The organism is Hypericibacter terrae (assembly GCF_008728855.1).
Lineage (GTDB): Bacteria > Pseudomonadota > Alphaproteobacteria > Dongiales > Dongiaceae > Hypericibacter > Hypericibacter terrae.
The window spans coordinates 2608860-2631256 of the sequence record NZ_CP042906.1 but is presented as its reverse complement, the minus strand read 5'-3'; the positions used below and the strand labels follow the sequence as shown (position 1 = coordinate 2631256).

The 22397-nt window shown below is 65.7% G+C and carries 19 protein-coding genes and 4 tRNA genes; 4 read left to right on the top strand and 19 right to left on the bottom strand.

Annotated features, from left to right (window positions below; translation table 11 throughout):
- Positions 1-26 precede the first annotated feature (26 nt).
- The 16 genes from FRZ44_RS11985 to FRZ44_RS11910 all read right to left on the bottom strand — a co-directional run bounded on the left by FRZ44_RS11985 (position 27) and on the right by FRZ44_RS11910 (position 13538).
- On the bottom strand, positions 27-551 hold the full coding sequence (locus FRZ44_RS11985) for a NuoB/complex I 20 kDa subunit family protein (RefSeq protein ID WP_151177405.1): 525 nt from the start codon (positions 549-551) through the stop codon (positions 27-29).
- On the bottom strand, positions 542-907 hold the full coding sequence (locus FRZ44_RS11980) for an NADH-quinone oxidoreductase subunit A (RefSeq protein WP_151177404.1): 366 nt from the start codon (positions 905-907) through the stop codon (positions 542-544). The genes FRZ44_RS11985 and FRZ44_RS11980 overlap by 10 nt, the downstream gene beginning before the upstream one ends.
- A 300-nt stretch (positions 908-1207) precedes the next feature.
- A tRNA-Asp gene (locus FRZ44_RS11975) sits at positions 1208-1284 on the bottom strand.
- A gap of 158 nt (positions 1285-1442) precedes the next feature.
- A tRNA-Val gene (locus tag FRZ44_RS11970) sits at positions 1443-1518 on the bottom strand.
- Between the two features lie 140 nt (positions 1519-1658).
- Positions 1659-1931 (bottom strand): HU family DNA-binding protein, encoded by a 273-nt coding sequence (locus FRZ44_RS11965; protein ID WP_151177403.1) that lies wholly within the window; start codon positions 1929-1931, stop codon positions 1659-1661.
- Positions 1932-2153: 222 nt separating this feature from the next.
- Positions 2154-4562, bottom strand: a complete 2409-nt coding sequence (gene lon / locus FRZ44_RS11960) for an endopeptidase La (protein WP_151177402.1) — start codon at positions 4560-4562, stop codon at positions 2154-2156.
- 221 nt (positions 4563-4783) lie between these two features.
- Complete coding sequence (gene clpX, locus FRZ44_RS11955) at positions 4784-6052, bottom strand: ATP-dependent Clp protease ATP-binding subunit ClpX (protein WP_151177401.1); 1269 nt, start codon at positions 6050-6052, stop codon at positions 4784-4786.
- Positions 6053-6255: 203 nt separating this feature from the next.
- Positions 6256-6909, bottom strand: a complete 654-nt coding sequence (gene clpP, locus FRZ44_RS11950) for an ATP-dependent Clp endopeptidase proteolytic subunit ClpP (RefSeq protein ID WP_456077627.1) — start codon at positions 6907-6909, stop codon at positions 6256-6258.
- Between the two features lie 52 nt (positions 6910-6961).
- The gene (tig, locus tag FRZ44_RS11945; protein ID WP_151177399.1) at positions 6962-8293 is read right to left on the bottom strand and encodes a trigger factor; all 1332 of its coding nucleotides are present in this window, start codon (positions 8291-8293) and stop codon (positions 6962-6964) included.
- A gap of 110 nt (positions 8294-8403) precedes the next feature.
- Positions 8404-8488: transfer RNA gene (locus FRZ44_RS11940), tRNA-Leu, on the bottom strand.
- Between the two features lie 119 nt (positions 8489-8607).
- Positions 8608-8955, bottom strand: coding sequence for a GNAT family N-acetyltransferase (locus FRZ44_RS11935; protein WP_191908552.1), 348 nt, complete (start codon positions 8953-8955; stop codon positions 8608-8610).
- Between the two features lie 138 nt (positions 8956-9093).
- Entirely contained in the window at positions 9094-10584 is a 1491-nt protein-coding gene (locus tag FRZ44_RS11930; protein ID WP_151177397.1) for an NAD(P)H-hydrate dehydratase, read from the bottom strand.
- Between the two features lie 11 nt (positions 10585-10595).
- Positions 10596-11399, bottom strand: coding sequence for an HpcH/HpaI aldolase family protein (locus FRZ44_RS11925; RefSeq protein WP_151177396.1), 804 nt, complete (start codon positions 11397-11399; stop codon positions 10596-10598).
- Positions 11396-12868 (bottom strand): tetratricopeptide repeat protein, encoded by a 1473-nt coding sequence (locus FRZ44_RS11920; RefSeq protein WP_191908551.1) that lies wholly within the window; start codon positions 12866-12868, stop codon positions 11396-11398. The genes FRZ44_RS11925 and FRZ44_RS11920 overlap by 4 nt, the downstream gene beginning before the upstream one ends.
- Before the next feature lie 68 nt (positions 12869-12936).
- Positions 12937-13347 (bottom strand): nuclear transport factor 2 family protein, encoded by a 411-nt coding sequence (locus tag FRZ44_RS11915; RefSeq protein WP_151177394.1) that lies wholly within the window; start codon positions 13345-13347, stop codon positions 12937-12939.
- Between the two features lie 114 nt (positions 13348-13461).
- Positions 13462-13538 (bottom strand) — tRNA-His (locus FRZ44_RS11910).
- Positions 13539-13819: 281 nt separating this feature from the next.
- Here FRZ44_RS11910 and FRZ44_RS11905 point away from each other — a divergent pair.
- A complete protein-coding gene (locus FRZ44_RS11905) occupies positions 13820-15001 on the top strand; it encodes a pyridoxal phosphate-dependent aminotransferase (protein ID WP_151177393.1) in 1182 nt (393 codons plus the stop codon).
- Positions 15002-15156: 155 nt separating this feature from the next.
- On the opposite strand, the gene FRZ44_RS11900 is transcribed toward FRZ44_RS11905, so the two are convergent.
- A complete protein-coding gene (locus FRZ44_RS11900) occupies positions 15157-16032 on the bottom strand; it encodes a Kdo hydroxylase family protein (RefSeq protein WP_151177392.1) in 876 nt (291 codons plus the stop codon).
- A 200-nt stretch (positions 16033-16232) separates the two neighbouring features.
- On the opposite strand from FRZ44_RS11900, the gene FRZ44_RS11895 reads away from it, so the two are divergent.
- Both FRZ44_RS11895 and glnA read left to right on the top strand, forming a co-directional pair.
- Positions 16233-16571, top strand: coding sequence for a P-II family nitrogen regulator (locus FRZ44_RS11895; protein ID WP_151177391.1), 339 nt, complete (start codon positions 16233-16235; stop codon positions 16569-16571).
- A gap of 95 nt (positions 16572-16666) precedes the next feature.
- Positions 16667-18076 (top strand): type I glutamate--ammonia ligase, encoded by a 1410-nt coding sequence (glnA, locus tag FRZ44_RS11890; protein ID WP_151177390.1) that lies wholly within the window; start codon positions 16667-16669, stop codon positions 18074-18076.
- A gap of 125 nt (positions 18077-18201) precedes the next feature.
- Here the strand turns inward: glnA and FRZ44_RS11885 are convergent, their stop codons facing one another.
- Positions 18202-19662 carry a sensor histidine kinase gene (locus tag FRZ44_RS11885; RefSeq protein WP_151177389.1) on the bottom strand — a complete coding sequence of 487 codons (1461 nt, stop codon included), beginning with the start codon at positions 19660-19662 and terminating at the stop codon, positions 18202-18204.
- A gap of 121 nt (positions 19663-19783) precedes the next feature.
- Complete coding sequence (locus tag FRZ44_RS11880) at positions 19784-20209, bottom strand: acyl-CoA thioesterase (RefSeq protein WP_151177388.1); 426 nt, start codon at positions 20207-20209, stop codon at positions 19784-19786.
- 141 nt (positions 20210-20350) lie between these two features.
- Between FRZ44_RS11880 and parE the strand changes: the two genes are divergently transcribed.
- Positions 20351-22339, top strand: a complete 1989-nt coding sequence (parE, locus tag FRZ44_RS11875; RefSeq protein WP_151177387.1) for a DNA topoisomerase IV subunit B — start codon at positions 20351-20353, stop codon at positions 22337-22339.
- Positions 22340-22397 lie beyond the last annotated feature (58 nt).

The following is a 22397-nucleotide window of genomic DNA, read 5'->3' as shown; positions in this document are numbered from 1 at the left end:
AAGGAACTCGTGGAGGGAAACGCGCGTCAGCGCGCGATGGTGGTGGTGCGCCTGATCTTCTTCTGCAGCTGCAGAATGCCGTAGACCAGCGCCTCGGCGGTGGGCGGGCAACCCGGCACATAGATGTCCACGGGCACGATGCGATCGCAGCCGCGCACCACGGCGTAGGAGTAGTGGTAGTAGCCGCCGCCATTGGCGCAGGAGCCCATCGAGATGACCCAGCGCGGCTCCGGCATCTGGTCGTAGACCTTGCGCAGGGCCGGGGCCATCTTGTTGGTGAGCGTGCCGGCGACGATCATCACGTCGGACTGGCGCGGGCTGCCGCGCGGCACGATGCCGAAGCGGTCGAGGTCGTAGCGCGCCATGTAGGCATGCATCATCTCGACGGCGCAGCAGGCGAGCCCGAAGGTCATCGGCCAGAGCGAGCCGGTGCGCGCCCAGTTCACGAGCTTGTCCATCTGGGCGACGACGAAGCCCTTGTCGGAGAGCTCCTGGCCCAGCTCCGCCACGACCTGGTCGCGGGAGGCTCCGGTCGGTTGCATCAGTCCCATTCCAGGGCTCCCTTCTTCCACTCATAGGCAAAGCCGACCGTCAGCACGCCGAGGAACACCACCATCGACCAGAAGCCGAACACCCCGATATCGCCCAGGGAGACGGCCCAGGGGAACAGGAAGGCGACCTCGAGGTCGAAGATGATGAAGAGCAGCGAGACCAGGTAGAAGCGGACGTCGAAGCGACGGCGGGCGTCGTCGAAGGCGTCGAAGCCGCATTCGTAAGGCGAGAGCTTCTCGCTGTCGGGGTTCTGGCGGGCGACGATCAGGGAGGCGCCCACGGCGGCCCCGGCGACCGCGATGGCGATGGCCAGGAAGATCAGGATCGGCAGGTAATTCGCTAGCAGCGAGGACATGGGCCCGTGTTCGCTCCGACATCACAGGACGGGAGTCGAGCCGCTTCGGCGCTCGCGCGATATCGGCGCGGCGGCGTCAGCTGCTCTCCCCCAAAGGCGCCGCCAATATAAGGCGGCGGTCCTGGAGCGGAAAGGACAAATCGTCGATGGCGACAGGCTTTAGGCCGGCCCCGCGCGCTCCTCTCGCCCGTGTCAAACGGTCACAATGGAGGGCCTATCCGCGCGCCGGCGCGGACGCGATCCGCGGACCGATTCGCGACGATCGCGAGGGTCCGAGGGCGAGAGGTCTGAGGGAAGGAATGGCGGGAGCGACGGGACTTGAACCCGCGGCCTCCGGCGTGACAGGCCGGCGCTCTAACCAACTGAGCTACGCCCCCGCAAAAGGGCACCCGTTTCAGGGCCGCTTCATGTACAGCGGCGACCCTCCCCCGTCAAGGAAAACGGCCACCGCTCGGCCGAGCCTAACCCGGGCCCGATTTATGTGGTCTTAAGGCCTCTTGGCAGGCATCGCCGGAGGCCGACGACGGGCCAGGCTTGGTGGGCGATGACGGGCTCGAACCGCCGACCCTCTCGGTGTAAACGAGATGCTCTACCAACTGAGCTAATCGCCCCTGCCCTGCCTCTTCAGCGCCGGGATATGCAGGGCCGGAAAACGGCCGCGAGGCACTCTATCGGAATTGTCCTGGAAACGCGACCGGCCGCCGCGCCAGGGCGCAGGCGGCCGGTGCGAAACCGGAATGGGACGCAAGCGTCAGTTGACGGCGTCCTTGAGCGCCTTGCCGGCCTTGAACTTCGGCTGCTTCGATGCCGGGATGTTGATCTTCTCGCCCGTGCGCGGGTTGCGTCCTTCGGACGCGGCGCGCTTCGTGACGACGAACGTGCCGAAGCCGACGAGACGAACTTCGGTTCCCTTCTTCAGCGACTTGGTGATGGCGTCGAAGACGGCATCGACCGCGCGCGCCGCATCACCTTTGGACAAGCCGGTCTCGGTCGAGACATCGGCAATGAGGTCGTTCTTGTTCACCGTGAGTACCCCCTATTTCGAATTGGGATGAGTGGGCGCCGAGAGGCGCGGATGAGGAAATTCGGCGGATTGGTGCGCGACGACCGTCGAGTCTAGGCCGTGCTTTACAAACCCGTCAATTGGAGAACCGTGGATATCCCCAGGAATTGGGCCCGTCAAAAGCAGCGGGCGCGCGTTCCTATCATGGCTCGCGCGCCCGTGCCAACTCTCGTTTTCGAAGCGTCAGTGCGTGACGATGCCGCCTCGGCTGTCGTCGGCATCGTCGGTCGGCAGTTTGCGCACGTCCTCTGGCTCGGTCCACTCGATCGGGATCGGCTCCCGGGTCAACGCGTTGCGCAGAACTTCATCCGCATTCGAAACCGGGATGATCTTAAGTTCGCGCTTAACGTTGTCCGGTATGTCGGCCAAGTCCTTCTCGTTTTCCGACGGGATCAGCACGATCTTCGTGCCGGCCCGCAGCGCCGCCAGCAGTTTCTCTTTGAGACCGCCGATCGGCAGCACGCGGCCGCGAAGCGTGATCTCGCCCGTCATGGCGACATCGCGCCGCACCGGGATACCTGTCAGAACGGACACAATGGACGTGAACATCGCGACGCCGGCCGACGGGCCGTCCTTGGGCGTGGCCCCTTCGGGCACATGCACATGGATATCCCGCTTCTCGAACAGCGTCGGCTTGATGCCGAACGCGGTCGCCCGCGACTTCACGTAGCTCTCGGCCGCCTGGACGGACTCCTTCATGACGTCGCCGAGCTTGCCGGTCGTGATCACCCGGCCCTTACCCGGCAGCGTCACTGCCTCGATCTGCAGGATCTCGCCGCCGACCTCGGTCCAGGCCAGGCCGGTGGTGATGCCCACCAGATCCTCGGTCTCGACCTCGCCGTAACGGAAGCGGCGAACGCCCGCATACTTCGCCAGGTTGCGGCGGGTGACCGTCACCTTCTTGAGATTCTTCATCAGAATCTCTTTGACCGCCTTGCGCGCCAGGTTGGCGAGCTCGCGCTCCAGGTTACGGACGCCGGCTTCCCGCGTGTAGTAGCGGATCAGGTCCTTCATCGCGTCGTCGGAGATGGCCCACTCGTTCTTCTTCAGGCCATGTTCCTTGATCTGCTTGGGCAGCAGATGGCGCTTGGCGATCTCGACCTTCTCGTCCTCGGTGTAGCCGGGGATGCGGATGACCTCCATACGATCGAGCAGCGGCTGCGGCATGCGCAGCGTGTTCGCCGTCGTCACGAACATGACGTCGGAGAGGTCGTAATCCACCTCGAGATAGTGGTCGTTGAAGGTCGAGTTCTGCTCGGGATCGAGGACCTCGAGCAGGGCCGCGGAGGGATCGCCGCGCCAGTCGGCGCCCAGCTTGTCCACCTCGTCGAGGAGGAACAGCGGGTTGGACGACTTCGCCTTCTTCATGCCCTGGATCACCTTGCCGGGCATCGACCCGATATAGGTGCGCCGGTGGCCGCGGACCTCGGCCTCGTCGCGCACGCCGCCGAGCGACATGCGAACGAAGTTACGGCCGGTCGCGCGCGCGATCGACTTGCCGAGCGAGGTCTTGCCCACGCCCGGAGGCCCGACCAGGCAGAGGATCGGCCCCTTGATCTTGTTCATGCGCTGCTGCACGGCGAGATACTCGAGGATGCGCTCTTTCACTTTCTCGAGACCGTAATGGTCGGTGTTGAGCACCTTCTCGGCGAGCCGGATGTCGCGCTTCACCTTCGTGGGCTTCTTCCACGGAATCGACAGCATCCAGTCGAGGTAGTTGCGCACTACCGTCGCCTCGGCCGACATCGGGCTCATGGAGCGGAGCTTCTTGATCTCCCCCATGGCCTTCTCGCGCGCTTCCTTCGAGAGCTTGGTCTTGGCGATCTTCTCTTCGATCTCGGCCAGCTCGTCGCGGCCGTCCTCGCCCTCGCCCAGCTCCTTCTGAATCGCCTTGAGCTGCTCGTTCAGATAGTACTCGCGCTGCGTCTTCTCCATCTGCCGCTTCACGCGGCTGCGGATGCGCTTCTCGACCTGGAGCACGCCGATCTCGCTCTCCATGAAGCCATAGACGCGCTCGAGGCGCTGCCCGACGGAGGTGGCCTCCAGCAGGTCCTGCTTCTCGGGGATCTTGAGCGAGAGATGCGACGCGACGGTATCGGCGAGCTTGCCGGGTTCCTCGATCTGATTGATCGAGACCAGCACCTCGGGGGGCACCTTCTTGTTCAGCTTGATGTACTGCTCGAACTGCGAAACCACGGTCCGGGCCAGGGCCTCGATTTCCTTGGTATCGCCGGCTTCTTCCTCGAGCGGTTCGGCAAAGGCCTCGAAGAACGCCTCGTTCTCCGTGTACTTCAGAATCCGCGCGCGCTTGCCGCCTTCGACCAGCACCTTCACGGTGCCGTCGGGGAGCTTCAGCAACTGCAGCACGGTGCCGAGCGTGCCAACGGTGTAGATGTCGGCGGTGGTGGGGTCGTCCTGGGCCGCGTTCTTCTGGGTGACGAGCAGGATCTGCTTGTCATCCTTCATCACGTCCTCGAGCGCGCGCACGGACTTCTCGCGCCCGACAAACAGCGGAACGATCATATGCGGGAACACCACAATGTCCCGCAGGGGTAGGACTGGGTAGAGTGTGCCGTTCTGGGTTTCGATCATGATTCCTCTTCGGGGGTCACCCGTCGGCCGGGGGTGCTGAGAAGGCACCCACCAAGCCCAAACTATATCCCGATTCTCACATCACAAATGGTGAAAAACCGGCGATCTTCAAGGATGTGCTGGAAAGGCGACGTTGTTTCCGGGGCTTGCGAGCGAAGCCGCCATGGTTACCCGGAAATCCGTCCAAGGGAGTGGCGGCCCGCTCCAGGCGGGCCTGCCCATCAGGCGGTGCTGCCAACGTCTTCGCGTCGGTCGGTGTAGATGTAGAGCGGCTTGGCGTTGCCTTCGACCACTTCGCGGCCGATCACCACGCTCTCCACCCCTTCCCGGCTCGGCATCTCGAACATGGGATCGAGCAGGATGCTCTCGAGGATCGAGCGCAGGCCGCGGGCGCCGGTCTTGCGCGCGATGGCGCGCGTGGCGACGCCCTTGAGCGCGTCATCGGTGAATTCGAGGCGGATATCCTCCATCTCGAACAGGCGCTGATACTGCTTCACCAGCGCGTTCTTCGGCTTGGTGAGGATGTCCATGAGCGCCTTCTCGTCCAGATCGTCGAGCGTCGCCACGACCGGCAGACGGCCGACGAATTCCGGGATCAGGCCGAACTTCAGCAGATCCTCGGGCTCGACATCCCGCAGGATCTCGCCGGTCTGGCGCTCGTCGGGGCTGCGGACATCGGCACCGAAGCCGATCGACGCACCCTTGTTGGAACGCTGCGAGATGAGCTTCTCGAGGCCGGCGAAGGCGCCGCCGCAGATGAAGAGGATGTTGGTGGTGTCGACCTGCAGGAACTCCTGTTGCGGATGCTTGCGCCCGCCCTGCGGCGGCACCGAGGCAATGGTGCCCTCCATGATCTTCAGCAGGGCCTGCTGCACGCCCTCGCCCGACACGTCGCGGGTGATCGACGGGTTGTCCGACTTGCGGCTGATCTTGTCGACCTCGTCGATATAGACGATGCCGCGCTGCGCGCGCTCGACATTGTAGTCGGCGGCCTGCAGCAGCTTGAGGATGATGTTCTCGACGTCCTCGCCGACATAGCCGGCCTCGGTCAGCGTGGTCGCATCGGCCATGGTGAAGGGCACATCGATGATGCGCGCCAGCGTCTGGGCCAACAGCGTCTTGCCGCAACCGGTCGGACCGACCAGCAGGATGTTCGACTTCGCCAGTTCGACGTCGTTCGACTTCCCGGTGTTCGAGAGGCGCTTGTAGTGGTTGTGGACCGCCACCGACAGCACGCGCTTGGCGTGGTCCTGGCCGATCACATAGTCGTCCAGGACCTTGCAGATGTCCTGCGGCGTCGGCACGCCGTTGCGCGACTTTACCAGCGTCGTCTTGTGCTCTTCACGGATGATGTCCATGCAGAGCTCGACGCATTCGTCGCAGATGAAAACCGTGGGTCCGGCGATGAGCTTCCGGACCTCATGCTGGCTCTTGCCGCAGAAGGAGCAGTAAAGCGTGCTCTTACTATCGCTGCCGCTGGATTTGTTCATGAACGAACCGCTCGATCCCGATCCCGATACGCCAACTCAACGTGAAATGTTAGCCGCAGCCTCTGCCGTGACACAACGCCCAATTTCTCAATCAACGCCAGGGGTTGCTGCCCCGTTCCCCGGCGCCGACGGGCCGACTCGTCGAGCCTGAGCCGCCACGGTCTTGGAATAGCACCGGTACGGTCAATAACTCGTTAATCCCTTCAGGCACTTGCGCCGGTGGTCTCATCGGCGTCGGCACCCGGACGCTTGTCCACGACCTCATCGATCAGGCCGAATTCCTTGGCCTTCTCCGGAGTCATGAAATTGTCCCGCTCCATCGACTCTTCAATCTTGTCCAGCGGTTGGCCGGTATGCTTGGCGTAGATGGCATTGAGCCGGGCCTTCACCGCCAGGACTTCCCGGGCGTGGATCTCGATGTCGGTCGCCTGGCCCTGATAGCCGCCCGAGGGCTGATGGATCATCACCCGCGCATTGGGCAGGCAGTAGCGCTTGCCCTTGGCGCCGGCGGTCAGCAGCAGCGAGCCCATCGAGGCCGCCATGCCGATGCAGACGGTGGAAACGTCGGAGCGGATGTACTGCATCGTATCGTACATCGCGAGACCGGAGGTCACGACCCCGCCCGGCGAGTTGATGTAGAGCGAGATGTCCTTCTTCGGATTCTCGGCCTCGAGGAACAGCAGCTGGGCGCAGACCAGGCTCGACACCTGATCGTTCACCGGCCCCACGAGGAAGATGATGCGTTCCTTGAGCAGGCGCGAATAGATGTCGAAGGCGCGCTCGCCCCGGTTGGTCTGCTCCACCACCATGGGCACGAGCAGATTGGTATAAGTCTCGACGGGATCGCGGTCGTAGATCATCGGGTTCGTCCTTTATGCCCCGAATCGGGGCGCCTTCCGACAGCTTGCCTCAACTCTTCGCCGGTTGGTCATCGAAAGTGACCTCGCTGAGAGGCACCTTTCGCTCTGAGACCTTGGCCTGCTCGAGGATGTAGTCCACCACCTTCTCTTCGTAGAGCGGGGCGCGGATCTGGGCCAAGGCCTCCGGCGTGCGCTGGTAATATTCGATCACCTTGCGCTCGCTGCCGGCATACCGACTGGCCTCCGCCATGATGGCGCGGCCAATCTCGTCATTGCTCACTTCTATATTGTGCTGCCGTCCCACTTCGGAAAGGAGCAGCCCGAGCTTCACCCGGCGTTCCGCGATCTCGCGGTATTCCTTCTTGAGCTGCTCTTCGTCCTTGTTGGCGTCCTCGGGGTCGAGGCGGCCCGCCTGGCGGTCGGCCACGATCTGCTGCCAGATCGCATCGAACTCGGTATCGACCAGGCCCGGCGGAAGGGTGAAGTCGTGACCCTCGGCCAGCTTGTCAAGAAGCTGGCGCTTCAGGCGACCGCGCGACAGCGACCCGGAATCGCGCTCGAGGCGGCCCTTCACCTGCTCCTTGAGCGCGTCGAGCGATTCCAGCCCGACCGACTTGGCCAGCTCGTCATCGACCGCGACCGTCTGGGGCTCGCGCAACTCCTTGATCGTGATGTCGAACTTGGCAGCCTTGCCGGCCACTTCCTGGCTCGGATAGGCCTCCGGGAAGGTCACGTCGATGGTGAAGCTGTCGCCCGGCTGGTGACCGATGATCTGGTCCTCGAAACCGGGAATGGTGCTGTTGGAGCCGAGTTCGAGATAATGCCCCTCGGCCTTGCCGCCCTGGAACGGCACGCCGTCGATCTTGCCCTCGAAGTCGATCACGGCGACATCGCCCGACCGGGCAGCGCGCGGCGCGGCGACGGGCTGGCTGCGCTTCTGGTTCGCGGCAAAACGATCCAGCGCTTCGGCGACATCCTTGTCGGTGATGTCGGCGCTGAGGCGCTCGAGCTGGAGGGTCGAGAAGTCCATCGGCTTGATCTCGGGCATCAGCTCGATCGCGAGGTTGTACTCGACGTCCTCGCCTTCGGCGCCCTTGGTGATCTCGATGCGGGGCTGACCCGCGGCCTTGAGGCCGCGCTCGTTCAGGACCTGGAAGCTCGCATCCTGAACCGTGCTCTGGATCACCTTGCCGCGGACGGACTGACCGAAGCGCTGCTTGAGGACCGGCATCGGCACCTTGCCGGGACGAAAGCCCGGCAGGTTGGCCTGGCGGCCATACTCCGCGAGCTCGGTCTCGATCTTCTTCTCGAAGTCTCTCGCCGGAATGACGATCTTGAACTCGCGCTTGAGACCTTCGTTGGCCGTTTCAGTAACCTGCATCGAACCCTGTCCGTGTCATCGGTGTCGCCCGCGCCGGCTGGGCGGTGGCAAGGCCACCCTCGATCGGCGCGAGCATCTGGCCTGAAGGATCAGACCCGTTTGCTCTGACGTGGTGCGGGCGGAGGGACTTGAACCCCCACGACTTGCGTCACCAGAACCTAAATCTGGCGCGTCTACCAGTTTCGCCACGCCCGCTGATGGGAGGCGCGGCGGCTCCGGCCCAGTTTGCCACCGCAGGGCGCGGTGTATAGCACAGATATCCCAGGCACAATAGGAAATCACCGGCCCCTGGAAGCCTTACGAAAGCTGGGGAATCAGCGCGAAAAACGGATCCAGGCGCCGTCCGGATCCCAGCCCCATTCGCTGGCCCGCCAACCGCGCCGCTCATAGAAGCTACAGCCCTTTCGGTTGCGCTCGTCGCATTTCAGCGAGGCCCGTCCGCCGGTCGCATAGAGCGCCCGGTCCAGGAGCGCGCTGCCGAGCCCAAGGCCATGAAAAGCCGGATCGACGAACAGGCTGTGAACGAACTGGCTGGGCATGAACACCGAGACCAGCCCCGCCACCTGCCATCGCACCGGCCCGGGGCCCGAGGCCCACGCCGCGACCTCGGCTACCCATAGCTCTTCGCCCCGGATCGAGCGATCGAAGCCCGCCTCCGTCACGGTGCCCGGCGGCTCCCAAGGAAACGCCACCTGCTGGGCGACGACGAAGATCCGCGCGCAAGCGTCGCGGTCGCGCGTCTCATAGGCACGCAGCCGGGGCCAAGGCAGCGGGTTGCGGCGGTTTATCAGAATTGCCGCCTAACTTTCTAGTTTTTTGAGAAGATTGGGCAGTTCTTCAGGTAGATCCTCAGCAATCAGCCCGCGTCCGACGGCCGATCCTGCCGCGCCGTGCAGCCAGACCGCCGCCGCGGCCGCCTCGAAGGCCGGCATGCCTTGGGCCAACAAGGTCCCGGCAATCCCTGCCAGCACATCCCCAGTTCCGGCGCTGGCGAGGTCGGGTGGAGCGTTGTCGTTGACGACCGCGCGTCCGTCGGGCGCCGCCACGACGCTGTCGGCCCCCTTGAACAGGACCACGGCGCCCAGACGGGCCGCGGCGGTCCGGACCCGGGCGAGCTTGCCGAGGCCGGCGCCCAAATCGGGGAACAGCCGGTTGAACTCGCCCTCATGCGGGGTGATCAGGAACGGTCCACGAACCGCGGCGGCCAGGACCTCGACCTTGCCGGCGAAGCTCGTCAGCGCATCGGCATCGGCCAGGCAGGACCGCCCGGTGGCGAGCGCAGCCAAAGCCAGATCGCGGGTTCCCTCCCCGACCCCGCTGCCCGGCCCGACCACGCAGGCCGACATGCGCCGACCCTGCATCAGGGCGGCCAGGTCGGACGGCTTTGGCAGGGCCAGGGTAATGAGACCCGGCTGGTCGGCGGCATAGATCGGCAGCGCCTCGGCGGGGGCTGCCAAGCTCACCATGCCGGCCCCGGCCCGGCGCGCCGCCCTCGCCACCAGCCGTCCGGCGCCGGTCATGGCGCCGCCGGCGATCACCAGCAGATGGCCGCGGGTATATTTATGGTCCTCCAGCCGGGGGCGGCGCAGCTGATCGCGCCACAGCGCCGGATCGTTGCGCCAGCATCGGGGCTGGATCCGCTCCAGCACCGCGGCGGGAATGCCGATATCGGCCAGATGGACGGACCCGGCGAGCGCCCGGCCGGGCAGCAGCAGGTGACCCGGCTTCAGCCGGAAGAAGGTGACGGTCGCCCGGCAGCGCGGGGCCGCCCCCAGAACCTGGCCGCTGTCGCCATCGACGCCGCTCGGCACATCGACGCCGACGCAATCGAGCCCGAGGCGGTTGATCTCGTCGATGATGGCGCGCGCGACGCCGTCGGGCGGGCGCGCGAGCCCGGCCCCGAACAGCGCATCGATCACGAGCGGCCGCTCGGCCAGCAGGGAGAGATCGACCGGCGCGACGATCCCCGGCCATCGGGTCGCAGCGACGGCCGCGTCCGTGCCGGACTTGGGCGCCCCCAGCGCCGCCACGACGACGGACCATCCCGCATTCCTGAGATGAGTGGCGGCGACATAGCCGTCGCCGCCATTGTTTCCGGGACCGCAGAGAACCAGGACCGGACGCCGTCCCCAGTTGGCGATCACGACACGCGCCACGGCCTGGCCGGCCGCCTCCATCAATGCATAACCGGATATGCCGGCGGCGATCGCCAGGCGATCGGCCTCGCGCATCTCGTCATTGCTCAGAAGCGGGCTGGCGTTTCGATCCGTTGGCGACGGGGTGCCGGCCATGGGATCGGCTTTCAGCTCGAGCGCGGGGTGGGCTTGTAGCGTTCGACCTGGGCGCGAACGGCTTCGCGCAGGATGGCCAGATCGGCGCTCCCCAGCACCAGCTCATAGCCATCGGCGAAGAGGCGGTCGGCGGCACGCGATGCCGTCGGGATCGTGCCCAGCCAGCATTTCGCCTTGCGCACGGCACCTTCCACCCGGCCGATCGCGGCCTTCGCCTCGGGATGATCCGGCTGTCCCATATGGCCGAGGCTGGCCGAGAGATCGTGCGGGCCGATGAAGCAGAGATCGATGCCGGGCGTGGCCGCGATCGCTTCGGCCTCGGCGACGCCGCGCGCGGTCTCGATCTGCGCGATCACCAGAAGCGCATCGTTGGCCTCGCGGATGTAGTCGGCGGCGTTGAAGCCATAGGCCGAGGCCCGGATGACCGGCACCGCGACACCGCGATGGCCTTCGGGCGGATAGCGGCAGGCCGCGACGAAGGCCCTCGCCTCGGCCGCGCTGTTGATCGCCGGCGCCATGATGCCGTCGACGCCGAGATCGAGCGCCAGCTTGATCGCGACCGGATCCATCGCCGGCACGCGCACCAGCGTGGAGGCGCCGCCGGAGCGGATCGCGGTCGCCATGGCATGCATGGTCTCGATGCCGATCGGGCTGTGCTCGGCGTCGATCATCAGGCAGTCATAGCCCGCCGCCGCCATCATCTCGGCGACGCTGGGGCTGCCGGAATTGAGGAAGCAGCCGAAGGCCTGGCCGCCGGCCCTGAGATGGGCCTTCAGCCCGCCCAACCGCGACGCGGGCCCCCGCGCAAGGGTCAATTGACCACCACCATGCAGCTGTCGCCGGGCGACCGCGACATCAGCTCGCCGCACAGATTCTGCGCCGTGCCGCGATCGGGCAGCGGCCCGCCGAAGACGCGGTACCAGACGCCGGATTCGTCGCCGAGATCGACCTTCTTGATCAGCACCTGCAGCCGGCCGAACAGGTCGGGGAAGGTTGCTTGGAAGCCCTGCCACTTGGCCTTGGCTTCCTCTTCCGTGCGCGTCGAGCTCAGCCAGACCCGCACCGCTGGCCCGCTGCTCGCAGCCGGCTGCGTCGCGGTCTGGGTCGAGGTGGCCGCCGGCAACGTTGCCTGCTGCGTCGTCGTGGGTGTCGGCAGGGTGAGCGTTGCCGTGGCTGCGGGCGCGGCGGCGGTTGTCGCCGCGGGCGCCGTCGGAACCGATCCAGGCGTTGGAACGAAAGGCTTCGGCGTGGGGTTGAAAGGATCTTCCGCCGCTGCCGAGGTGCCGCTGCCGGTGGCGCTCGGCTGGAACGGCTGGGGCTGCGGAGCGACGGTCGTGGCACCGGTGCCCGTCGCCGCCGGCGCCGTGGCGGCGGCGGTCACCGCCGTCGTCAAAGGCGAAGGCTGCACTGTGGTCGTTGTCGAAGGCGCGGCCGTTGCGGTCGTTGTCGTCGCGGGTGCCGTCTGCGTCGCCGGGGTCGTCGTCTGAACCGCCATGCTCGCCGGCGATGTCCCCTGCTCCGCGGCCTTGGCGGCGGCGTCGGCCTCCGCCTGGCGCTCCTTGTCGACGGAGGACCCCTGCGCCCAGGCCGGGGCATAGCGTGTCTGTTCCGCCAGGATGTCCTTGTCGATCGTGGCCAGGCGTTTCTGGGCGGCGGGATTTCCGCCCTGCACCGATTCCGTGTACCAGCGCTTCGCTTCCTGGAGATTCTTCGGCACGCCGCGGCCGGAGCGATACATTTCCGCCAGCGCGTACTGCGCATCGGCCGAGCCCTGGGTCGCGGCCTGGGCGAACCACCAGGCGGCGTCGCTGAAGCTCTGGGCCAGGCCACCCTCGCCCTTGTAATACATGAGGCCGAGATTGAACTCGGCCATGGGGTGACCACCCTCGGCGGCAAAGCGCCAATAGCGTGCCGCCTGCTCCATGCTCTGCGGCACGCCGCGCCCTTGCGCATACATCAGCGCGAGATTGTTCTCCGCCGCCGGCAGGCCCTGGTCGGCGGCCTTCTGATACCATTTGACCGCTTCGGCATAGTCGCGCTTCTCGACGCCCGAGCCGATCTCGTAGAGCAGGCCCATGCCATGCTGCGCGCGCGCATCGCCGCCCTCCGCCATGGGGCGCCATTCCTTGGCGGCGGTCTCGAAATCGCCCTTGTCGAAGGCCGCGAGACCAGCCTCATAACTCTCCGCCCGGGCCGGGGTCCCGGCCAGGATCGAGAGCAGCAGCGTTGCGATGATCAGGGCGCCACGCAAGGCGTAAGCCCGTGTCGAGAATGCGCGAATCATGGCGCGCATGATGCCGTGGCGGGGAGCCCTATGCAATGCGACCCACGGCCGGCGCAAGAGATGCCTGCTCAATTCACCGGCCCGCCCGGCTCATTGTCGTTGTCGCTGTCGGCCGGCGGATCCTGGTTGGTCGGGCCCGCCTGGTGATGCACCATTTTCCAGCGGCCGCGCTGGCGTACGAAACAGTTGGTCGCCACCAGGAAGCCGGCGCCGATCATCTCGAAACAGATCACGATCGCGGTCTCGCCATGCTGGAACACGCGCGGGTTCCGGCATTTTATGTCGGGCGCGTTACGCCCGGTCAGGATCGCGCGCCAGCTGGCGACGACAGTCTCGCGATCGGTCAGCGGCGCCCAGCCGGGGTGGATGCAGACCACCGGCGCGTCCTTCGCCCAGAGGTCTTCCATGGCGGCGGGGTCGCGATCGGCGAAGGCCCGGTAGAAGGCCTCGTTGGCGAAGAGGATGGCGTCGCGATCCATGGTGCCCCCGCGGGGCCTGTCCCCGCCCGATCCGGACCCGCTCCCCCGCACCGTCGCCGGGGCATTTCCGGCAGAAAACCTGTCGAACCCGTCGGCATAAAACTGAAGGAGAACTGGGGCGAGCGATGGGACTTGAACCCACGACATCCAGATCCACAATCTGGCGCTCTAACCACCTGAGCTACGCCCGCCGCCGCGGCGGTTAAGTAAAGGGTGGCGGGGGTGCCGTCAAGCACGGCCGGCCGTCCCGGTCCCGCCCCGTCCCTGCCACACCCGCCCCGATCCTCGCAGGTAAGCGAAAAAACGTCGCGGCCAGAAAAGCCTGCTTCTCGGCGAACCGCGATTTAGGCTAGCCATTTGCGGGCTTGCGCGGGGCTCTCCCACACCTCCTTCGCCGGGGGCGCTGGAAAGCATGCCCCGACGGGCCGGCCGTCACGAGAAACTGCCAATCCATCAGGGAGATCAGGGGACAATGCTGCAACTCGCCTCCGGCATGAGCCGCCTCGGCACCGAATCCGCCTTCGAAGTGCTGGCGCGCGCCAATGCGCTCGCGGCCGCGGGCAAGAGCATCATCAACCTCGGCATCGGCCAGCCCGACTTCAAGACGCCGGCCCATATCGTCGACGCGGCCATCAAGGCGCTGAAGGACGGCCATCACGGCTACACCCCGGCCAACGGCATCCCGCAGCTGCGCGAGGCGGTCTCGGCCGACCTGCATCGCCGCCATGGCGTGACGATCGATCCCGCCCAGGTCGTGGTGGTCCCCGGCGGCAAGGTGACGATGTTCTTCGCCATCCTCATGTTCGGCGAGCCCGGTGCCGAGATCATTTATCCGAACCCCGGCTTCCCGATTTACGAATCCGCGATCAACTTCACCGGTGCCAAGGCGGTGCCCTTGCCGCTCCTGGAGAAGAACGGCTTCGGCTTCTCCGCGGACGATCTGCTCTCGCGGATTACGGACAAGACCCGTCTGATCATCATCAACAGCCCGGCCAATCCGACCGGCGGCGTCACCGCCGATGCCGAGGTCGAGAAGCTGGTGAAGGGTCTCGAGAAGTTCCCCAACGTCGCGATCATGTCGGACGAGATCTATAGCGAGATCCTCTATGAGGGCCGCAAGCATCTGAGCCTGCTCCGCTTCGAGCAGCTGCGCGACCGCCTGATCATGCTCGATGGCTGGTCCAAGACCTACGCGATGACCGGCTGGCGCATGGGCTACGCGGTGTGGCCGGGCAAGCTGGCCGAGCTCGCCACGCGCCTTGCCATCAACTGCCATTCCTGCGTCAACGCTTCGGCGCAGTATGCCGGCCTCGCGGCCCTCACCGGTCCCAAGGACGACGTCGCCAAGATGTGCAAGGCGTTCGACGAGCGCCGCCGGTTCGTGGTGGGCGCGCTCAACAAGCTGCCGGGCGTCTCCTGCGTCGACGCCCTGGGCGCCTTCTATGTGTTTCCGAACATCAGCAAGATCGGCCTTACCGCCAAGCAGGTCGAAGGCGGCCTCCTGAACGATGCCGGCGTCGCCACCATCGCCGGCACCAGCTTCGGCAGCTATGGCGAAGGTTACCTGCGCGTCTCCTACGCCAACAGCCTCGAGAACATCGCCGAGGCGATGCGCCGCTTCGGCGACTGGCTGGCCCAGCGCAAGGCGGCCTGAAAAGGACGGCGTAAAGGTCGTAGAAGTTGGAGTCTGTCTCCTCCCCCTTCTTCAGGGGGAGGATCAAGGAGGGGGATGGCGCCACTGCTTGCAGCGAGTATTCCCTCCTTCCTAGCCTTCCCCCGCAAGCGGGGGAAGGGATTCCCCCGCTAGTTCTAAACCAGCTCTCGTCCCGCCAAGCCTTCCAGCACCCTGAGCGGCGAACGCTCGGGGTGTTTCATTTGGGCGGGATCGAGATGAAAGGTCTGCTCCAGCGCATGGCGCCCGGCGGTTGCCGCATGCGCCACCTGGTCGGTGAAAACGATCCAGCTCGAGCCCACGGGGAAGGCGACCGTCTCGATCCCACGGTCCTGCTGATAGCTCTCGTCCCGCTTCATCGCGTCATGGAGCTTGAGCATGTAATGGTCATAGGCGCGCCGACGGCCCTTGGTCAGGCCCAGCACCGCATGGGCCATGGCGCTTCCGGGAACGGCCTGCGGCAGGCGCGGATAGAACTGCCGCGCGGTGGCGGCGAAGGGCGCGCCGACGCGCCACTGCCTGGGTTGCCCCTGGGGATCGATATTGCTGAAGACCCTGAGGATGCGCCGGCCGGCGGTGGGCCGCGACGGAAAGGCGTCGATATGCAGCTTCGTGTCGTCGTGACGCGGCGAGCTCGCACGTCCCGCGATCTCGACCGGACGGAAGCTGGTTCGCGCCATCTCGAGCCGGCCGCGATAGATCGGGATCGCGGCTTCGATGAGCGCCTGGCTCGCCTGTGCATAGCGCGCCATCAGCCGCATCAGGCCGGCGGCATCCTCGCCTTGCGCCTTGGTGCCGCCGAGCGTCCCGCGCGCCGGATCGTAGCTGATGTTCTTGGCGGCGGCCGACCAGCCATCCGCCAGGAAGCGCCGTTCCTCCGGCTCGATCGCGAAAGCGAGCGTCGGGAAATAGAGGATCTGGCCGGCCTCGAGCGCTTCGGTCGCACGGGCCTGATCGGCGGGAGCGAGCGGCGGCGGCCAGACCGATCCGGCGAAACTTTCCAACCTTGTCATGGCCTTCGCTCCCGCTGCGCAATGCCGCCGCAAATCCCTGCCTGTTCTCGCGCCAGGTTGCCTAAAAAACAGGCATCGAACTTGAGAGCGGCGAAAATATCTTAGGCAAACCAATGCCCCGCCGGCTGGCACGCGCTGTGCTTTCTGGCGCGCGAGAGCCGCTATCCGGCAGCTCGGCACAAGCCCAGGACGTGTCACTCATGAAGAAGATCGAAGCCATCATCAAGCCCTTCAAGCTCGACGACGTGAAGGACGCCCTGCACGAAGTTGGGATCAAGGGAATTACCGTTACCGAGGCCAAAGGCTTCGGCCGCCAGAAGGGCCATACCGAGCTCTATCGCGGCGCGGAGTATGTGGTCGATTTCCTCCCCAAGGTGAAGATCGAGGTGATTCTCGAGGACGCGCTCGTCGAGCGTGCCGTCGAGGCCATCACGCAGGCGGCGCGCACCGGGCGCATCGGCGACGGCAAGATCTTCGTCTCGACGATCGACGAGGTCATCCGCATCCGGACCGGCGAACGCGGTGCGGACGCCATCTGATCGACCTGCCGACATGCCCATCACGCCGTAACCGACAACGATTACACCAGACCCACAAACAACACGAACCCAACAGACCCAGGGAAGACGCACACATGTCCGATCCGAAGAAGCTCCTCGCGATGATCAAGGAGCATGACGTCAAATATGTCGATTTCCGCTTCACCGATCCGCGCGGCAAATGGCACCACATCGCCCAGGCGGTCATCACCGTCGACGAGGACATGCTGACCGAAGGCGTGATGTTCGACGGCTCTTCGATCGCCGGCTGGAAGGCCATCAACGAGTCCGACATGATCCTGATGCCGGACTGCGACACGGCGATCCTCGATCCCTTCGCCGCCCAGACTTCGCTGGTCGTGTTCTGCGACATCGTGGAGCCGCTCACTGGCCAGAATTACGGCCGCGATCCGCGCTCGATCGCCAAGGCGGCCGAAACCTACCTGAAGAGCACCGGCATCGGCGACACCGCCTTCATGGGGCCCGAGGCCGAGTTCTTCGTGTTCGACGACATGCGCTACGAAGTCTCGATGAACCGCACCTTCGTCGAGTTCTCCTCTGACGAGGGCCCCTATGTCAGCGGCCGCAAGATGGAAGAAGGCAATCACGGCCATCGTCCGCTCGTCAAAGGCGGCTACTTTCCGGTGGCGCCGCTGGACAGCGGCGGCGATCTTCGCGCCGAGATGCTCTCGACCATCGCCGAGATGGGCGTGACGGTCGAGAAGCATCATCACGAGGTGGCGCCGAGCCAGCATGAGCTGGGCATCAAGTTCGACACCCTGACCAAAATCGCCGACGGGATGCAGATCTACAAATACTGCGTCCACAACGTCGCGCATTCCTACGGCAAGACGGCGACCTTCATGCCGAAGCCGGTCAAGGGCGACAACGGCTCGGGCATGCACGTCCATCAGTCGATCTGGAAGAACGGGCAGCCGCTCTTCGCCGGCAATGGCTATGCGGATCTGTCGGAGACGGCGCTCTATTACATCGGCGGCATCATCAAGCACGCCAAGGCGCTGAACGCCTTCACCAACCCGCTCACCAACAGCTACAAGCGCCTAGTGCCCGGTTACGAGGCGCCGGTGCTGCTGGCCTATTCCTCGCGCAACCGTTCCGCCTCCTGCCGCATTCCGTTCGTGGCGAACCCGAAGGGCAAGCGCGTCGAGGTCCGGTTCCCGGATCCGGGCGCCAACCCCTATCTCGCCTATGCGGCCATGCTGATGGCGGGTCTCGACGGCATCATGAACAAGATCCATCCGGGCGACCCGATGGACAAGAACCTCTACGACCTGCCGCCCGAGGAACTGAAGAACGTTCCCACCGTCTGCGGTTCGCTGCGCGAAGCGCTCGAGAGCCTGGAGAAGGACAATGCGTTCCTCAAGAAGGGCGATGTCTTCACCGACGACTTCATCAGCGCCTATCTCGAGCTGCGGTGGGAGGAAGTCCACGACTACGAGATGACCCCGCATCCGCTCGAGTTCAAGCTGTACTACAGCGTCTGACGGCCTTCCCTGGTGCGATGCTGCCAGGCATCGCGTGTTGAGGCCGTTGCCCTGGGCCGCCTTCGCTCGCAAGAGTGGAGGCGGCCTCTTTCTTTGCGGGCCGGAAGAGAGTCGAAGAGAACGGACTAGGCCGCGGCGACGGTCGTCTTGGCGGCGGAGCTGTTGGCGGCGGCACGATCGGGAATCCGGATCCGCACCACGGTGCCGGCCCCCTTCTCGCTCGAGATCGCCAGGTCGCCGCCCAGCAGCTGCGCCAGGCGCCGGGACAACGGCAGGCCGATGCCGGTGCCCTCATATTTGCGGCTGAGCGAGCTGTCCACCTGGCCGAAGGGCGAAAGCGCGATCGGGATCTCGTCGGCGGTCATGCCGATCCCGCTGTCGCGCACCGCGATCTCGATCCCGTCGAGCTGGCGCAGCGCGCTCATGGTCACGCGGCCGTCGGGCGGCGTGAACTTGATCGCGTTGGAGAGCAGGTTGAGGAGAATCTGCTGGATCTTGCGTTCGTCGCTGGTGACCCGCACCGGCACGGGCGCGGCCTCGATCTCGAGCGCCACGCGGGCCCGGATCGCCTGCTCCTGCATGATGCGCCGGACCCGGTCGAGGATCTCGCCCACATTGAAGTCGCTGCGCTCGACCTGCATCTTGCCCGCCTCGGCCTTGGTCAGGTCTAGGATGTCGTTGATGACGCGGCCCAGATGGGTCGCCGCGGTCCAGATGTCGTCGAGATAGCTCTGATAGACCGGGGGCTGCACCGGCCCCATCACGCCGTTCTTGATCACCTCGGCGAAGCCGATGATGGCGTTGAGGGGCGTGCGCAGCTCGTGGCTCATATTCGCCAGGAACTCGGACTTGGCCTGACTCGCGGCCTCGGCCCGCGCGGCGGCGGCGGAGAGCTTGAGCTCGCGGCCATGGGCGCGCGCCACGGCCTGGTCGCTGCGATAAACGATCACCACCAGCCCCAGATAGATCAGGAGCTGAACCGCAGCGAGGATGCCGGCGGCGAACATCTCGTCATTGTCGATCGCCGTCACGATGTCGGTGACGTCGTCATAGACTTCGATGACGGCCTCGACCTCGGTCGGGCTGCCGGGCGCGAAGAGCGGGAGATAAGTGGAAACCACGTTGCGGTCGGTCACGACGCCGTCGAAGGACAGCATCTGATCCTTGCGCTCGATTTCGTTGGCGATGCCGCCGGCCTTGGCTTCCTCGAAGCCTTCGTTGCGCTTGCGGATGCCGATCTCGGCCCGGTCGGTCGAATAGACCGTCAGCCCTTCCTTGTCGTAGAGCTTGACCTTGGCGATGGAGGAGCCCTGCATCAGCGCCTTGATGCGCTGGCCCAACGCATCCACTTCAGCGGTGTTGCGCAGCGCCTCGGGATCGGAGAGGCCGGCCTTGGCCACATAGCTGCGGAAATCGCTCCAGGCGGCGTTGGCGAAGACCTTCGTCAAGGCGACGTTCTGGCGCTCGGCCATCGCCTCGAGCCTTTCGAGCGACGCACTGCGATGGATCAGCCCGAGCACGGCCCCGGCGATCAGCAGGATGCAGCCGCTGATGATCGCGAACCGGAATGTTTGACGTTTGACCAAGGCGGCGACGCTCCCGATCTTCGGCTCGGCTCCGGAAAGAGCCCGATCCGCGCCGATGAACCGAGAACAGCTTGCAACCGAGGCCTTGACGATCCCTTAACCAACTATGGCGGAAACGGTCCTATTCCTTCGGCACCGGCCGCGGCCGGCCGGTCTCGTCGATCGCCACATAGGTGAAGCGCCCCTGGGTCACCTTCTCCGCCTTGCCGGTATGCCGGCGCTGGACCCAGCTTTCGATGTCCACGGCCATGGAAGAGCGCCCGACCTTCACAACCGTCGCATAGCAGCTCAGGAGATCGCCGATCATCACCGGCCGGTGAAACGCCATCGCGTCCACGGCCACGGTCGCGACCCTGCCCTGGGCGCGACGGATCGCCGCGACGGCGCCGGCGATGTCCATCTGGGCCATCAGCCACCCGCCGAAGATGTCGCCGTTGGCGTTGGCGTCGGCCGGCATGGCGAGCGTCCGGATGGCGGGATCGAGGTCCGGAAGGCCTTCATGCAGGCGGGCGATGGCGGAAGAATCGGGATTGCGAGTCTCGGTCATGACGGCGGCCAGTCTGGCCTTTCGGGGTCCCGGCTGTCGAGGGAGAGTCTTGCCAATTTCCCCAGCATCTTGTGGGAGATACCGGTACCGGCCCCAGCATGTTGCTTGTGCCGCCGGTGGTCCTTCCTATAATCCGCCGCCATGAACGATCTCTTTTCGAACGGGCCGCGCGGCAAGGCGGCCGAATACACCGCCAAGGACATCGAGGTCCTCGAGGGCCTCGACCCCGTGCGCCGGCGCCCCGGCATGTATATCGGCGGCACCGACGAGCGGGCGCTGCATCACCTCGTGGCCGAGGTGCTGGACAACTCGATGGACGAGGCGGTGGCGGGCTACGCCAACCGCATCGAGGTCGAACTCGCCGCCGGCGACACGGTCACCATCACCGACAACGGCCGCGGCATCCCGGTCGATCCGCATCCCAAGTTCAAGAGCAAGTCGGCGCTCGAGGTGATCCTCACCACCCTCCATTCGGGCGGCAAGTTCGGCGGCAAGGTCTACACCACCTCCGGCGGCCTGCACGGCGTCGGCCTCTCGGTCGTCAACGCGCTCTCCGACAAGCTCAGCGTCGAGGTCGCGCGCGACAAGCAGGTCTATCTGCAGAGCTATGAGCGCGGCGTGCCTGTCACGAAGCTGAAGAAGACCGGCGACACGGCGAACCGGCGCGGCACGGCCGTCACCTTCCATCCCGACCCGAAGATCTTCGGCAACAGCGTCCATTTCCGTCCCGAACGGCTCTACCGGATGGCGCGCTCCAAGGCCTATCTCTTCCGCGGCGTCGAGATCCGCTGGCGCTGCGATCCGAGCCTGCTCAAGGGCGACGACAAGACGCCGGCCGAGGAGACGTTCCATTTCCCCGGCGGCCTGGGCGACTTCCTCGCCTCGACGCTCGAAGGCCGCCAGACGGTGACGGCGACGCCCTTCACCGGCCGCGCCGAATTTCCGGACGAGCAGGGCCGGGTCGAATGGGCGCTGGCCTGGCCGGTCGACCAGGATCCCTATTTCAGCGCGTACTGCAACACCGTGCCGACGCCCGAAGGCGGCACCCACGAGGCCGGGATGCGTTCCGGCCTGACGCGGTCGCTCAAGGCCTATGGCGAGCTGGTCGGCAACCGCAAGGCCGCGCAGATCACCGCCGAGGATCTCTGCGGCAATGCCGTGTCGCTGCTCTCGATCTTCATCCGCGAGCCGCAGTTCCAGGGGCAGACCAAGGAGAAGCTGGCGTCCGTGGAGGCGCAGAAGCTGGTCGACGCCTCGCTCAAGGATCATTTCGATCACTGGCTGTCGGACGATCCGAACCGTGCGCGCGATCTCCTGGACTATATGGTCGAGCGCGCCGAGGAACGCTTGCGCAAGCGCCAGGACAAGGAGCTCAGCCGCAAGACCGCGACCCGCAAGCTTCGCCTGCCCGGCAAGCTCACCGATTGCAGCCGCGATTCCGCAGAAGGCACCGAGCTGTTCCTGGTCGAGGGCGATTCCGCCGGCGGCTCGGCCAAGCAGGCCCGCAGCCGCGAGACCCAGGCCGTGCTGCCCTTGCGCGGCAAGATCCTCAACGTCGCCAGCGCCTCGGCCGACAAGCTGTCGCAGAACCAGGAGCTGATCGACCTGATTCAGGCGCTGGGCTGCGGCAGCCGGGACAAGTTCGATGCCGCCAAGCTGCGCTACGAGCGCATCATCATCATGACCGACGCCGACGTGGACGGCGCCCATATCGCATCGCTGCTGATGACCTTCTTCTATCGCGAGATGCCGGGCCTCATCGAAAAGGGGCATCTCTATCTCGCGCAGCCCCCGCTCTACCGGCTGACCCAGGGCGGCACCTCCGTCTATGCCCGCGACGACCGGCACAAGGACGAGCTGATGGAAACGGCCTTCAAGGGCCGCGGCAAGGTCGAGATCAGCCGCTTCAAGGGGCTGGGCGAGATGCCGGCGCAGCAGCTCAAGGAAACCACAATGGACCCGGCCAAACGCACGCTGCTGCGCGTGTCCGTGCCCGACAAGTTCGGCGAGGATCGCGAGGGTGCGCGCAACACCGCCGATCTGGTGGAGCGGCTGATGGGCCGCAAACCCGAGCTGCGTTTCCAGTTCATCCAGGAGAACGCGTCGAAGGTGCAAGAACTGGACGTGTAACGCCTTCGTCTCGGCACGTACCGGCCGGAGAAGCGCCTCGCCGGTTCGACGATACGTC

Excerpts from the sequence above, each read along its gene's own strand:
- FRZ44_RS11980 (WP_151177404.1), bottom strand. The coding sequence starts at position 907 with ATGTCCTCGCTGCTAGCGAATTACCTGCCGATCCTGATCTTCCTGGCC.
- FRZ44_RS11985 (WP_151177405.1), bottom strand. The coding sequence starts at position 551 with ATGGGACTGATGCAACCGACCGGAGCCTCCCGCGACCAGGTCGTGGCG.
- lon (WP_151177402.1), bottom strand. The coding sequence starts at position 4,562 with ATGATCGAAACCCAGAACGGCACACTCTACCCAGTCCTACCCCTGCGG.
- FRZ44_RS11915 (WP_151177394.1), bottom strand. The coding sequence starts at position 13,347 with ATGGATCGCGACGCCATCCTCTTCGCCAACGAGGCCTTCTACCGGGCC.
- FRZ44_RS11920 (WP_191908551.1), bottom strand. The coding sequence starts at position 12,868 with ATGATTCGCGCATTCTCGACACGGGCTTACGCCTTGCGTGGCGCCCTG.
- FRZ44_RS11905 (WP_151177393.1), top strand. The coding sequence starts at position 13,820 with ATGCTGCAACTCGCCTCCGGCATGAGCCGCCTCGGCACCGAATCCGCC.
- FRZ44_RS11900 (WP_151177392.1), bottom strand. The coding sequence starts at position 16,032 with ATGACAAGGTTGGAAAGTTTCGCCGGATCGGTCTGGCCGCCGCCGCTC.
- glnA (WP_151177390.1), top strand. The coding sequence starts at position 16,667 with ATGTCCGATCCGAAGAAGCTCCTCGCGATGATCAAGGAGCATGACGTC.
- tig (WP_151177399.1), bottom strand. The coding sequence starts at position 8,293 with ATGCAGGTTACTGAAACGGCCAACGAAGGTCTCAAGCGCGAGTTCAAG.
- FRZ44_RS11880 (WP_151177388.1), bottom strand. The coding sequence starts at position 20,209 with ATGACCGAGACTCGCAATCCCGATTCTTCCGCCATCGCCCGCCTGCAT.
- FRZ44_RS11895 (WP_151177391.1), top strand. The coding sequence starts at position 16,233 with ATGAAGAAGATCGAAGCCATCATCAAGCCCTTCAAGCTCGACGACGTG.
- FRZ44_RS11930 (WP_151177397.1), bottom strand. The coding sequence starts at position 10,584 with ATGGCCGGCACCCCGTCGCCAACGGATCGAAACGCCAGCCCGCTTCTG.
- parE (WP_151177387.1), top strand. The coding sequence starts at position 20,351 with ATGAACGATCTCTTTTCGAACGGGCCGCGCGGCAAGGCGGCCGAATAC.
- clpX (WP_151177401.1), bottom strand. The coding sequence starts at position 6,052 with ATGAACAAATCCAGCGGCAGCGATAGTAAGAGCACGCTTTACTGCTCC.